We start from the raw sequence: 12,910 nt of genomic DNA on the forward strand, positions 1-12,910 counted from the left end.
CAGTACCGCCGCCGACAGCGTAATCGCGATGGTCCACAGCGCGCCGGTGATCAACGCTCCGGCGAAGGCCGGGACCACGGAAAAATCAAGACCCATGACGGCCTCCGGAATTGGGCAACAGCGCCGTCATTTCAGCGCCGCGCGCCGGTCGAGCCAGGATACGCCCAGCCCCGTCACATAGATGATCACCATGTAGATCGAGCCTGCGAGAAAGAACATTTCGAACGGTTTGTAGGTGGAGCCGATGTAGCGCTGAGCGGTGTAGGTCAGTTCGACGACCGAGATCGCCGCCACAAGCGCCGTGCCCTTGATCAGCGCGTTGATGTTGACGCCGAGCGGCCGGATCATCAGCCGCATCGCCTGCGGCAGGGTCACCGAGCGGAAGGTCTGAAACCGGCTCATCCCCAGCGTGCGCGCCGCCTCGTTCTGCCCCTTGTCGACCGAGATGATCGCGCCGCGCATGGTCTCGGTCATGTAGGCGCCGATGTTGAAGCCGAGCGCCAGCACGCCGGCCTCGAACGCGTCAAGCTGGATGCCGACCTGCGGTCCGCCGAAATACAGAATGAAGATCTGGATCAGCGCCGGGGTGCCGCGGATGACACTGACATAGGTGGCGCCGATGAACCGCAGCACCGGCGAGCGCGACAGCCGCGCCGCCGCTCCCAGCGCGCCGCAGGTCAGCCCGAGCAGCATCGACAGCACCGAGAGCTGGACCGTGATCCAAGCCGCTTCGATGAAGTACGGGAAAACCCGGACGATCAGCTCGGTATCCAAAACGCAAGCCCTCCCGCTCAGTGGTGATCTTTGCGATCAAGCAGCGGCAAGGCGCGAATTTCGCGAACCAGATCGACCGTGGCGTTGATCGCGGCATCCAGAAACAGCTTGCCGTTGTCCGCCGTGGCGACAGTCGGGTCGCCCATGGTTCCGTCTTCGGAAACCGAGGACCACCAGCGCATTAGCATCGCCGAGCCGCCGCCGCCGGCCAGATCGAGATTGAAGAACTTGCTGCCCGGATTGTGCGCAACCTGCCTGGTTGCTTTCGACAGGTCGACCAGATCGGGATGCAGATGCATGTAGATCGCCGCCTCGAATTCGCCGGCATGGGCGATCCCGCCGATTTCGGATTTGCGGATGGCGTTGATCTGCCTGGAGATCAGGTTCCAGTAGGAGCACGACACGCACAGCACTTCGGACTGAATCACGGTCTTGCGCGCGGCCAGATCGAGAACCGGATGGTTCGAGCCATGCGAGTTCAGCAGCAAGATGCGGCGAAACCCGTGATGAGCCAGCGATTTGGTGACATCGGTGATGAACGAGATCAGCGTTTCGGGCTCGATCCAGATCACGCCCGGGAAGTCCTTGTGATGCTCGTTGAAGCCATAAGGAATCGGCGGCATCACCAGAATCTCTTCCGGCGCCAGCTTTGCAGCGCCTTCGGCCACCGCCATGCCCAGCACCGTATCGGTGTCGAGCGGCATGTGCGAGCCGTGATCCTCGGTCGCCGACACCGACAGGATAACAACCCGATCCTTGTCCGCCTCGCGGACCTCATCGACGGTAAGCTGGCCGTAATTGGTCTTCATGAAACAATGTCCCCGTTTGACATGCCGAAGTCAGGTCTTGTCCTCGCACCCGGGCACCGGCCCGGACGCGAGGCGAATGTGTCAGGTTCAGCGAATGTCGCCGCCGACCCACTGGTTGGCGATTTCGACATAAGTGCCGTCTTCCTGCATGGCATCGAGCGCCGCCTGCATTGCCTTTGCAAGCTCCGGATTGCCCTGGCGGATCGCGATACCCGCGCCGACAGCTTCGGTTTCCAGATCGTTGATGGCAACCAGGTCGCGGCCGCTTTCCTTGGCTGCAAGGATCACAGCGACCGAATCGGCAATGATGGCGTCAACGCGGTCGTTTTCAAGTTCGAGCAGCAGTTCCGGAAGACCCTTGTAGGTCTTGACGGTGTAGCCCTGTTCGCGGGCCCATTGTTCATGGGTTTCACCCAGTGTCACGCCGATGGTGACATCGCCGAGCTGGCTGACGCTTGTGATGTCGGAGCCGGCCATGGTGAAGATCGCCCGTTTGGTGGTGTAGTAGGGACCGACGAAATCGACGACCTTGGCGCGTTCCTCGGTGATCGACATCGAACCGACGATGGCGTCGTACTTGTTGGCCAGAAGCCCGCCGATGATGCCGTCCCAGGCGGTGGTGATGATCTCGGTCTCGAGGCCCATGCGCTTGGCGATTTCGGTGCCGATGGCGGCATCAAAGCCAACGACTTCGTTCTTCTCGTTGACGAAGTTGAAGGGAGGGTATGCGCCGCTCATGGCGATGCGCATGACGCCTTTTTCCTTGATGGTGTCCAGCTCGTCGGCGGCGACAATGCCGGCCGACATGAATGCAAGCGACCCTGCAGCGAGCACGGTCCCTATGATCTTGGTAAACGCGTTCATGTGACGCCCTTTTCTGTTCCATCTCTGATTAATGAACTGCCGGACTGTGTTGCTGCGCCGGGATGGCCCGCGCCGTTTCAGTCCTGAACGATTATGTCGCATGGCGGTTTACTATGGATCAAACAAATAATATCTATCTCAACTATAGACAGGATTTATGATGCAACCCTACGAACAGCGCTTCCCCTGGAACCTCGACTGGAATTTGCTGCGCACCTTCATGATCGTCGTCGACCAGAAGGGCCTGACCCGCGCCGCGGACTATCTGGGGGTGACGCAGCCCACCATCTCAAGCGCGCTCAAGCGGCTGGAGGCAACGGTTGGCGTCTCGCTGGTGGATCGCCGCCCGGGGAATTTCGCGGTGACCGAAGCCGGCCAGATTCTGTATCAGGAATGCAACGCCATGTTCGGCGCGGTCTCCCAGATCCCCGGATTGTTGAACAAGGCCCAGCGCCATGTCAGCGGACACATCAACATTGTCATGACCAGCCATGTCATCTCCCCGCACCTTGACCGGGTGCTGCACGAATTCAATTCCGAAAATCCGGATGTGACCTATTCGATTTCGGTCGCCGAAAGCTCGGAAGTGCTCAACCGGCTGCGTCAGAACCGGGCGACCATAGGCGTGTGCCTGATGCGCGATCCCGATCCGCTGCTGACCGCCACACCGTTGTACCGCGAACGCTTCGCGCTTTATTGCGGCCCGCGGCACCGGTTGTTCGGCAAGACCCAGATCAAGCTGTCCGAACTCAAGGGCGAAAACTCGGTCTCGTTTCAAACCGAGGTCGAGAGCGGACCGCTGTTTCTGCTGGCCCAGTTGCGCGAAAGGGCGTTGCTCAATCCCGACATCAAGGGCATTTCCGCCAACCTACCGGAAGTCCGCCGCATGATCGTTGCCGGCATCGGTGTCGGCGCCCTGCCCGTCCACGTCGCCCAGCGCGATGTCGATGCCGGCCTGTTGTGGCCGTTGCCTCCCTATTCAGCGCTGCCGGTTGCCGATATCTTTTTTGTCAAGAACCCGCGCAGGAGCATGAATCCGGCCGAAACCGTGCTTGTCTCGGCGATCGAAAACCTGATTGAAACGACCGCGATAACGGAACGCACATATCCCTGATCCGGCATGGCGGTTGCATGTGGCAGCGCCCGGTCCTTCAGAAATTTGTGGTAATAACCCCTGAAATTTCAGGATGCCCCCTCGTTTTTCACAGTGAAACAACTTAGCCTGATGTTGCGATGGAACCGGTGCGCTGTCGGGGTCCGCGCCCATACACATGGTGTTTGCGCCATATAATTTTGTGGGTTATAATGCCGCTATATGGGGGTTTTTTGACCAAATACGGGCTTTTTCCATCTCAGGGTCACCAATGAGTGCACAAGACGCTGGCGTTTTTGAGTTCATCGAGCGGGTCGACAACCATGTGTCGATTGACGGACTTCTGGACGATCTCCTGCAGGTCGTTGCCGGTTACGGCTTTCAACACATGATCTATACCGGCCTCCCCGCCGGCGACAGTTCGATAGCTCCGCTGGTCAAATCCAACAGGTTTCCCCAGGCTTGGTGGGATCGCTATGTCGAAAGCGACTACGCCAAGTCCGACGCGGTTTGCCAGCAGGTCTTTTCAAGGGTGGAGCCGCTGGTCTGGAGTGAAGTCGATGAACGCTTCACCGCGATTGACGGCGCTGCCCGCGTGGCCGGCGAAGCCGCTGAACACGGATTGGCGGACGGCTATGTCGTGCCGCTTTTCTCGCGTGATGAATGGCTGTCGGTGATGTCTTTTGGCGGTGCGGACAAGCTGTTGCTGAACCCGAGGGACCGCGGCGCCATCAACCTGATGGCGATCTACACCTCATCCATGATCGAACGCCGTCAGCGAAAGCAGCCTGGACGTGCCAGACTGTCGGCGCGCGAACGCGAAGTGCTGTTGTGGACCTCGGCCGGCAAATCCTGCTGGGAAATTTCCGTCATCCTGAACGTCAGTGAGCAGACGGTACGGTTTCACACCGCGCAGATCCGGGCCAAGCTCAACGCCTCCAACACCACGCATGCTGTGGTGCGTGCACTTCAACAAGGTGAAATCACCCTGGGTCAACTGGCGGATTCGCTAGGCGACATCCACTAATCCGGCTGCCTATCCTTTTCCCCTCAGAACAAAGGGGAAAAGGATGATTGAAGCACACGTCGTCAACACGCAGAACAAGCATCTCTACGAACGCGAATTCGAGGAATTCCTCCGTCGCCGGCATGAGTATTACGCCGTAACCAACCGCTGGGTGCCGATCAGCGATGACGGGCTGGAACTCGATCCGTTCGATACGCCGCAGTCCACCTACATGCTGGGCATGCTCGAGGACAGGGTTGTCACCTCGGCACGGCTGATGCCGACAAGCCTTCCCAACCTGGTGTCGGAAGAATTTCCGCACATGTGCGAAAATATCGGGCTCCCCCGCCGCGAGGACTGGGCCGACTGGACCCGGACCTATGTGCTTCCCGAATACCGCGGCGTCGGATCGACCGGAATTCTCGGGCAGATGTTCTGCGCGGTGATGGAATATTGCCTTGAGGAAGGCATCACCCATATCGGCGGGGTGTTGCAGCAATACCTGCTCAAGCGCTGGCTCGACATGGGCTGGAATGTCATCCCCGCCGGAATCCCGCGCATCCTTTCGGGCGACTGGTGCCTGGTGGCCTATATCGAGGTCAACGAAAAAGCGCTTGTTACAGGTCGCAGTCACGCTTCCGTCGACAGGTCTCTGGTTGTGCGCAGGGGCGCGCAGATGCCGTTCATCGAACCCTCGCAACTCCCACTTGCCGGGGTAAGCACATGAGCGACAGGCCATCCGGCAGCGAGAGGACGGTCGCGCTCCTGAAAATCCAGGGTTTGCTGGCCGCCGCCTATGATGTGGCGCGGCACACGGACAACAAGTTTCTCTCCTATCTCATCAAGATGGCGCGAATGGAGATCCGGACCCGGTTGAATGCTCCGTGCTCCGAGTTCGACGAAACTGACAACCCGGACAAGCTTGATCGTCTCTAAAGACAGGGCGGTCGGCAGGCTTGCAAGCGAGCCTGCGCCGAATGGGTCGGACAGCAAATGACAAAACCGCCATGCCGATGAACAATCGTATGGCGGTTTTCACCTTTCCTTAAAACCGTGCGGTTAATGTTTCCGCTGCGGGCATCCCTTCCGGGGAAAGCATGATGCGGGCCCGCGACGCCGGTCGGATCGGTTGTGATCCCGGCATTGTTCAAATTCCAATTCAGACGGCGCATCCCGACATCCGCCTGTTGGCGCGGGCGAGGATCATCAGGACGCCGATCTCGACCAGCACTCGTTTGGTTTTCGCGCAAGGAGTTCGATGTGGCAGCCTCAAAATCCAACAAAACCAAGGTAGAGAGCCGATCCGGCAGCGCGATGGGAATCGTGTCGAAGGTGTGCGCGACCGTCGCGACGCTTCTCGGAACCCTGTTTTTCGCTGCGATGTTCGATGTCGGACACCTCAACCTGCTGAGCACGCTGGCGGGCATGGGCAGCGTGCTTGTGCCGCTGTTCGCCGTCCTCGCCGTCGCTGCAATGTTTCTGACGCCCAAATCCGAAGCGGACGCAGCCGCGATCACCCATACGTCGCAAATCGCCGACCTGCTCGAATTCCAGTCCAAGGCGACCGCCCAGATTCTGACACTGCAGAACCAGATTGATTCGCTCAGCAGTCAGGACAATGCGGCGCTGAAGGCCCGCAACAAGGAACTGCAGGACGAACTCGACGCCATTCATCAGGCCGAGCGCGACAAGGTGGACGGCCAGATCGAAGCGCTGCGTCAGCGCAACGAGGAGCTCGAGGCGCAGATCAAGGCATGGGCTTTCGACACGGTCGGCAAGACCGTCAAGGGCGAACAGCCACATCCCATGAAAGCAGCCTGACGCTCACCCAGCCGACAAGAGATAAAGTTCCAGGGTGTTTTCAGCACCTCACGCCTCCGGTTCGCGCTCTGCAAGCCGGGGGCGTTTTTGTTTTGCGGGCGTCAGTCCAGATCAACCGGCATTCCGGTCGCCAGCGATTGTGCCGCGGCGTCAGCGATCATTTGCGCGGCGAGGCCGTCGCGGATTCCCGGTGACGGGGCGATGCCGGCCCCCAGGCAGGCGATGAAGTGCATCATCTCGGCGCGGTATGCCGCCGCATAGCGTTCGAGAAAGAAGTGCTGCGCCGGCGCCGAGCGAAAGCCCGCGCCGCTGGCGAACTCGACATTGTTCTCGGGCACATTGTTGGCCTTGATTAGGCCAAGCGAGCCGTGCACCTCGGCGCGCTGGTCATAGCCGTAGGTGGCGCGGCGCGAATTGGAAATCTGGCAGATGCGGCCCGAAGCGGTGGTCAGAACGGCGACCGCGGTATCGACATCGCCCGCCTCGCCGATCGCCGGGTCGACCAGCGCCGAACCGGTGGCAAACACCCGCACCACTTCCTCATCCAGAAGAAACCGCGCCATGTCAAAATCATGGATCATCATGTCGCGGAACAGCCCGCCCGAACTTTTGATATAGCTGACCGGCGGCGGGCTCGGATCGCGCGACAGGATGGTGACCAGTTCCACATCACCGATATCTCCGGCAGCTATACGGGCTTGCAGTGTGGCAAAACCGGGATCGAAACGGCGGTTGAAACCGGTGAGGAACGGCACGCCAGCGCCCTCGACTAACGTGATCAGTTCACGGATTCTCGCCGCCGACATGTCGACCGGTTTTTCGCAGAAGATCGCCTTGCCGGCCTTCGCGCTCGCCCGGATCAGATCGAAATGCGTGTTTGTCGGCGTGCCGATGACCACCGCATGGATCGACGGATCGGCGATGATCTGGTCTGTCGTCATCACCCGCGCGCCGGTCTTGGCGGCCAGCGCATTGGCGGCATCCTCAAACGCGTCGGCGACGGCTGCGACACCGGCGGTGTCGATGTGCTGCAGGCTGCCGGCGTGAACCTGACCGATGCGGCCGCAACCCAGAATACCGATATTGAGCATGGTTCAGGCTTTCCTTGCTGGCGCGCCAAACGCGCGGATGACGGTGCGGGCGGCGGCCATCACCGGCTCATGGGTTTGCCTCAGGATCGCGACCCGGTCGAAGCATTCCGGATCGCGGTTCACCGCCTCGCGCAATGCCGCGCCAAACGCCATTCTGAGCTCGGTGCCGATATTGAATTTGCAGATGCTGGAGCCGGTGGCAAGGGCGCTGCGTTGCGCCACCGGAACCCCGGAGCCGCCGTGAATGACCAGCGGCACGCTCGTCAGCGCCTCGATGGCCCGGATCCGCTGCTCGTCGAGCCCGCCTTCCCTGTCTTGTTGCAGATGCACATTGCCAACCGAAATCGCCATGGCGTCAACACCGGTCTCGCGGGCAAACCGCGCCGCCTCATCCGGATCGGTGCCGGCCGAATTCTCGCCACCGGAATAGCCGACAAAGCCGATCTCGCCCTCGCAGGAAATGCCCGCCTTGTGCGCCATTTCGGCGATTGCCGCGGTCTCGGCGATGTTCTGCGAAAGCTGCTTGCGCGAGCCGTCGAACATCAGCGAGGTGAAGCCGCTGTCGAGCGCCTGCCTGCAGTCCTCGAATGTGTAGCCGTGATCGAGATGGGCGACCACCGGGACGCTGGCGTTTTCAGCCAGATAGCGGAACATCTTGCCCAGCACCGGCAACGGCGTGTGCGCCCGGCAGGATGGCCCGGCCTGCAGGATCACCGGGGCGCCTTCGGCCTCGGCGGCGGCGACATAGGCGCGCATGTCCTCCCAGCCGAGTGTGACCAGGCCTGCGACGGCATAGCCATGTTTGAGCGCCGGCTGAAGCACTTCGGCGAGCGTGGCGATGCTCATTTGAACTTCGCCACCATGTCCTTGATGCCCGGAATGGTTTCGATCTGGTAGGCATGGGTCGGCTGGAAATACTGCACCAGCGAGCGCTGGCTCAAGCCACCGAGGATGGTGAAATAATACATCTCGTAGCCCGGCAGCACACAGCAGGGATGATAGCCCTTGTCGATGCAGATCGTCGAGCCGTCGACGATATGATAGGCGTCGCCGGGCTTGTTGTCCTCACGCTGCAGCATCTGCATGCCGGAGCCATGATTGGGCCGGAAGCGAAAATTGTAGGTCTCGTCGTGCCGGGTCTCGTCGGGCAGCCGGTCGGTGTCATGCTTGTGGCTAGGGAACCCCGACCAGCCGCCCTGCCCGACCGTGAACAATTCGCTGACCAGCAGCCGGCCGACCTTGCCGTGATGTTTCTGGCCGAGAATGTGCTTGATCTTGCGGTGGGTCTTGGTGTCGTCGGAGCCGTACTGCACCTGATCGAGCCCATTGGCGCGGACATCGAACGGGTCCAGCACCTTGTCGTATTTGGCACCGGCAATAAAGACCTCGGTCCGGTCGGAAACGCCGACGATCGTCACCTTGGCGCCGACCGGCGCATAAACCCCTTCCGGTTCGCCGTCCCAGACATCGACGCCGCGATTTCCAAGGGCCACGAAGCCCACGCCCTCGACGTCGACATCGACCGTGCCGGTGGCGGGCACGATGCAGGTCTCGTAGCCGGGCACCTGATAGGCGAAAGCCTCGCCTTTTTTCAGTTTGACGATGTTGAAGTAGTTCAGCGGAACGCAGGCGTCTCCCGCATCGACGATCGGTTTGTTCTGATTGTCATAGGGCGCGATGTGCATGGTGTCGGATCCTTTCGGGATACGGGGGCTCAGACCTTGGTCGGGCCGGGATGGGTCGAGAGAAAAGCCTCAAGCTCGTCAGTCGTTGGCATGGCGGGCGCACAACCGGGCCGCGACACCACAATGGAGGCGCAGGCCGAGCCGCGCAGAACGGCGTCTTTCAGCTCCCGGCCTTCGGAAACTCCGGCGAGCAGGCCGGCCAGGAAACTGTCGCCCGCTCCGGTGGGCTTGATCGCGGCGGCCGGATAAATCCCGGTGCGCAGCTCTTCACTGCCGGCAAACGCCACCGCGCCGTCAGGCCCCATCTTGTAGATGACAATGGCGGCGCTGGTCCGGGCCAGTTCGCGGGCCTTGTCCAGCCCCTTGTCGAGACCGCCGGCCATGAAGCCGAACTCCTCGTCATTGCCGACAATAACATCGGCTATCGCCCCCGCGCGTGACAAAACCTCTTCGGCCACCTCTGGCGACGGCCAGGAATAGGGCCGGTAATCGACATCGAAGATGATCGGCAGACCAGCCGCCCGGGCCAATTCGAATGCCCGGAACGTGGCGGAACGCGACGGCTCGGCGGCAAACACGGTCCCGGCGGTGATCAGCGCGCCATAGCTTCCGAAATCCACCGCCTCGACATCGGCGATGTCCATCTGGAAATCGGCGGCGTTGTTGCGGTAGATCACGCTCTGGTGTTCTTCGAGCCGGGTTTCGTAGACCGCCAGCGAGGTGCGGTATTCGCCGGTGATCGCTTTGACGTGGCTTTTGTCGACGCCGTAATGATCGAGCTGGTTCAGGCAATACCAACCGACGGCATCATCGGAGACTTTCGTCACCAGTGCCGCCTTGCAGCCAAGCTTGACCAGACCTGCGGCGATGTTGGCGCTTGACCCGCCCATGCCGGTAACCATCGATACCGCATCGCGTGTGCGCACACCGGCAGGCTCGGGCGACAGATCCATGCCGACGCGGCCGATCACCAGAAAATTGCGGGCCTTGATACCATCAAGCACGTTCATGCCCTGCCCTCGGCATTGCCGGCGCGCGCGGCGTCGAGAACTTCGGGATAGGGATAATTCAGCCCCAGCAATTGCCGCATGTCAGGGTTTGCCGCATCCAGGAAGGATTGCGGCAACGCCGCCGGCATGTCTTCCATCGGCTTGACCCATTTGGGCAGATACTGGATCAGGATGGCGCTGCGGTCGTGATCGGACCTGTTGGGCATGGCGCAATGCCAGGTGACGCCGTAAAACAGCGCCACATCGCCCGGTTCACCAAGCATCTGCTCGCAACGATCGTAAAACCGGTCCTCGGCTGTCGGATAGCGCAGCTGTTTCTGACTGCCCGGCACATAACCGGTGGCACCGCTCTCGGCAGTGAACGGATCCAGCAGCACCGAGACCTGGGCGTTCATCGGGAACGAACCGTTGAACCCGACCGGATGGGTTTCCTGCTTGTGAAAGTCCCAATAGGGATAATCGACATGCGGCTCCTGCCCCGGCCCGCCCGGCAAGATCCGGTTGGCGGCAATCGAGCCCATAATGAATTCGGTGCCCAGGAACTTGCGCAGGATATCCATCAAGACCGGGTGTGCCGCCATGCGCGAAAACACCTCGCCCTTGGCCAGCAGGTTCCAGACCCGGCGTTGCAGCGTGATCTTGCCGTCCTCCGCGGCGGCCCCCTGGAAATGCGTGACCCTCTCGGATTCGCTTTCCGAATGCGCCATGACGATGGCGCGGGCTTCAGTAATGTCTTCGGGCGTGAACAAGCCGGAAATCGCCACCGCGCCGCCGCCATGCAGCAGTTCTTCGATGATGATGCCGGGATCGGCGTTTTCGGCTGTGAAGCGCTTCATCTCAAACGCCCTTGCGCTGCTTGGAGCGGGTGGATTCCCAGTCTTCATGCGCGGCCTTGACCTTGGGATTGTCGCTCACATGCGGGGTGCCGACTTCCCACCAGGTGTGACCTTGCGTGGTCCAGCCGTCATAGGCATCGACCTTCATCACGATCACATGGGTTTTTTTGCTCGCCTTGGCGCGCTTGAACGCTTCGCCCAGTTGAGCCGGACTGGACACGGTCTCCGCAATCGCGCCCATCGCTGCCGCATGGGCTTCGAAATCCACCGCAAACGGTTCGTCAATCGTCGGGCAATCGGTCAGCAGATTGTTGAAGCTTTCGTTGCCGGTGTTGTTCTGCAACTTGTTGATGACGGCAAAGCCGCCATTGTCGAGCACCAGGATGATCAGCTTCTTGCCCGACAGAACCGAGGAGTAGATGTCGGAATTCATCAGCATGTAGGCGCCGTCGCCGACAAACACGATGGTGTCCTTGTCGGGTTCACGCTCGGCCTGCGCGATGCGCGCGCCCCAGCCGCCGGCGATCTCGTAACCCATGCAGGAAAACCCGAATTCGACATCGACCGTGCCAATATCGAGTGTGCGCCAGTTGGCGGTGATTTCGGCGGGCAACCCGCCCGAGGCGGTGACCACACGGTCGCGGCTGTCGCACAGCGCATTGACCACGCCGATGGCCTGGGCGTAGGAATTGGGCCGGTTGCCATGGGCTACATTGTCCGCGACATATCTGTCCCAATCCGTGCGTTCGGCCTGCGCAAGCGTGGTCCATCCGGTTGGCGCGAGATAGCGCCCCAGCGCCGCGTCAAGCGCCGCAATGGCAATCCTGGCGTCGCCCACCACCGGCAGCGACAGATGCTTGGCCGCATCATGCCGCGCCGCGTTGACCGAGATCAGTTTCGCGCCGGGATCGAAGGCGGTCCAGGATCCGGTGGTGAAATCCTGAAGCCGCGTGCCAATGGCGAGGATCACATCCGCCTTTGCGGCAATCGTATTGGCGCTGTCCGAACCGGTCACCCCGACAGGGCCGATATTGAGCGGATGCTCGTTGAGCAGATTGGCGCGCCCGGCGATGGTTTCGATCACCGGGATCTGGCGTGTTTCGGCGAACGCCGTCAGTTCGGCCACCGCGCCGGAATACTGCACTCCGCCGCCCGCGATGATCACCGGGCGATGCGCCGATGCCAGCAGCGCCGCCGCATCGGCGATCTCCCGCGTATCGGGTGCCTGGCGGCGGATACGGTGCAGCTTTTTGGCAAACAGCGCGACAGGATAATCATAGGCCCAGCCCTGAACATCCTGCGGCAGGCCCATAAACGCCGGACCGCAATCGGCCGGATCAAGCAGGGTGGCAATCGCCGCCGGCAACGACTGGATGATCTGCGCCGGATGGGTGATCCTGTCCCAGTAGCGGCTCACCGCCTTGAAGGCATCATTCAGCCCGAGCGCCGGATTGCCGTAGTGCTCAAGCTGCTGCAGCACCGGATCGGGCAACCGTGTCAGGAAAATGTCACCGCACAGCATCAGCATCGGCAACCGGTTGGCATGCGCCAGCGCCGCCGCAGTCAGGAGGTTGGCAGTCCCCGGACCCGCTGACGCGGTGCAGAACATGAACCGCTGTCTCAGCCATTGCTTGGCATAGCCCGCGGCAGCAAAGCCCATGCTCTGCTCGTTCTGGCCCCGGTACAGCGGCAGTTTGTCGCGCGCATCATACAGCGCCTCACCCAGGCAGGTGACGTTGCCATGGCCGAATATGCCGAAGCCGCCGCCGCACAGCCGCATCTCCACGCCATCGATCTCGATGAACTGGTTGGCCAGATAGCGGATAATGGCTTGTGCCGTTGTCAGGCGTACAGTGTCCTCAGTCATGCGCGCCGAGACCTCCCTCTTGGCCGGCATCACCGGGCGGTTTTGACCGGACCC

Annotated in this window: 14 protein-coding genes; 5 read left to right on the plus strand and 9 right to left on the minus strand. The window is 61.3% G+C overall.

Annotated elements, in window-relative coordinates; genetic code table 11:
• Positions 1 to 126: 126 nt before the first annotated feature.
• The 3 genes from ABJN75_RS19460 to ABJN75_RS19470 form a co-directional block, all read right to left on the minus strand.
• Positions 127 to 774 carry an amino acid ABC transporter permease gene (locus tag ABJN75_RS19460; RefSeq protein ID WP_348441252.1) on the minus strand — a complete coding sequence of 216 codons (648 nt, stop codon included), beginning with the start codon at positions 772 to 774 and terminating at the stop codon, positions 127 to 129.
• Positions 775 to 791: 17 nt separating this feature from the next.
• On the minus strand, positions 792 to 1,583 hold the full coding sequence (locus ABJN75_RS19465) for a creatininase family protein (protein ID WP_348441253.1): 792 nt from the start codon (positions 1,581 to 1,583) through the stop codon (positions 792 to 794).
• 87 nt (positions 1,584 to 1,670) lie between these two features.
• The gene (locus ABJN75_RS19470) at positions 1,671 to 2,447 is read right to left on the minus strand and encodes a transporter substrate-binding domain-containing protein (RefSeq protein ID WP_348441254.1); all 777 of its coding nucleotides are present in this window, start codon (positions 2,445 to 2,447) and stop codon (positions 1,671 to 1,673) included.
• Between the two features lie 160 nt (positions 2,448 to 2,607).
• Between ABJN75_RS19470 and ABJN75_RS19475 the strand changes: the two genes are divergently transcribed.
• The 5 genes from ABJN75_RS19475 (at position 2,608) to ABJN75_RS19495 (ending at position 6,367) form a co-directional block, all read left to right on the plus strand.
• Positions 2,608 to 3,561: a LysR family transcriptional regulator gene (locus ABJN75_RS19475; RefSeq protein ID WP_348441255.1), complete on the plus strand. Its 954-nt coding sequence runs from the start codon at positions 2,608 to 2,610 to the stop codon at positions 3,559 to 3,561.
• Positions 3,562 to 3,811: 250 nt separating this feature from the next.
• Complete coding sequence (locus ABJN75_RS19480) at positions 3,812 to 4,567, plus strand: LuxR family transcriptional regulator (protein ID WP_348441256.1); 756 nt, start codon at positions 3,812 to 3,814, stop codon at positions 4,565 to 4,567.
• Positions 4,568 to 4,610: 43 nt separating this feature from the next.
• Positions 4,611 to 5,273 (plus strand): acyl-homoserine-lactone synthase, encoded by a 663-nt coding sequence (locus tag ABJN75_RS19485; RefSeq protein WP_348441257.1) that lies wholly within the window; start codon positions 4,611 to 4,613, stop codon positions 5,271 to 5,273.
• Entirely contained in the window at positions 5,270 to 5,482 is a 213-nt protein-coding gene (locus tag ABJN75_RS19490; protein ID WP_348441258.1) for a hypothetical protein, read from the plus strand. Before ABJN75_RS19485 ends, ABJN75_RS19490 begins: the two co-directional genes overlap by 4 nt.
• 324 nt (positions 5,483 to 5,806) lie before the next feature.
• On the plus strand, positions 5,807 to 6,367 hold the full coding sequence (locus ABJN75_RS19495; protein WP_348441259.1) for a hypothetical protein: 561 nt from the start codon (positions 5,807 to 5,809) through the stop codon (positions 6,365 to 6,367).
• Positions 6,368 to 6,468: 101 nt separating this feature from the next.
• Here the strand turns inward: ABJN75_RS19495 and iolG are convergent, their stop codons facing one another.
• Genes iolG through iolD form a run of 6 tightly spaced genes read right to left on the minus strand, consistent with a single transcriptional unit; the run spans position 6,469 to position 12,856 of the window.
• Positions 6,469 to 7,458 (minus strand): inositol 2-dehydrogenase, encoded by a 990-nt coding sequence (gene iolG, locus ABJN75_RS19500; protein WP_348441260.1) that lies wholly within the window; start codon positions 7,456 to 7,458, stop codon positions 6,469 to 6,471.
• Positions 7,459 to 7,461: 3 nt separating this feature from the next.
• Positions 7,462 to 8,304: a class II fructose-bisphosphate aldolase gene (locus ABJN75_RS19505; RefSeq protein ID WP_348441261.1), complete on the minus strand. Its 843-nt coding sequence runs from the start codon at positions 8,302 to 8,304 to the stop codon at positions 7,462 to 7,464.
• On the minus strand, positions 8,301 to 9,143 hold the full coding sequence (locus tag ABJN75_RS19510) for a 5-deoxy-glucuronate isomerase (protein ID WP_348441262.1): 843 nt from the start codon (positions 9,141 to 9,143) through the stop codon (positions 8,301 to 8,303). Before ABJN75_RS19510 ends, ABJN75_RS19505 begins: the two co-directional genes overlap by 4 nt.
• 29 nt (positions 9,144 to 9,172) lie before the next feature.
• Positions 9,173 to 10,153 (minus strand): 5-dehydro-2-deoxygluconokinase, encoded by a 981-nt coding sequence (gene iolC / locus ABJN75_RS19515; RefSeq protein ID WP_348441263.1) that lies wholly within the window; start codon positions 10,151 to 10,153, stop codon positions 9,173 to 9,175.
• On the minus strand, positions 10,150 to 10,989 hold the full coding sequence (locus ABJN75_RS19520) for a phytanoyl-CoA dioxygenase family protein (RefSeq protein WP_348441264.1): 840 nt from the start codon (positions 10,987 to 10,989) through the stop codon (positions 10,150 to 10,152). The genes iolC and ABJN75_RS19520 overlap by 4 nt, the downstream gene beginning before the upstream one ends.
• Position 10,990: 1 nt before the next feature.
• Positions 10,991 to 12,856 (minus strand): 3D-(3,5/4)-trihydroxycyclohexane-1,2-dione acylhydrolase (decyclizing), encoded by a 1,866-nt coding sequence (iolD, locus tag ABJN75_RS19525; RefSeq protein WP_348441265.1) that lies wholly within the window; start codon positions 12,854 to 12,856, stop codon positions 10,991 to 10,993.
• Between the last annotated feature and the right edge of the window lie 54 nt (positions 12,857 to 12,910).

Origin of the sequence: Hoeflea sp. (genome assembly GCF_039975035.1) — a bacterium.
In the GTDB taxonomy this organism is placed as follows: domain Bacteria; phylum Pseudomonadota; class Alphaproteobacteria; order Rhizobiales; family Rhizobiaceae; genus Hoeflea.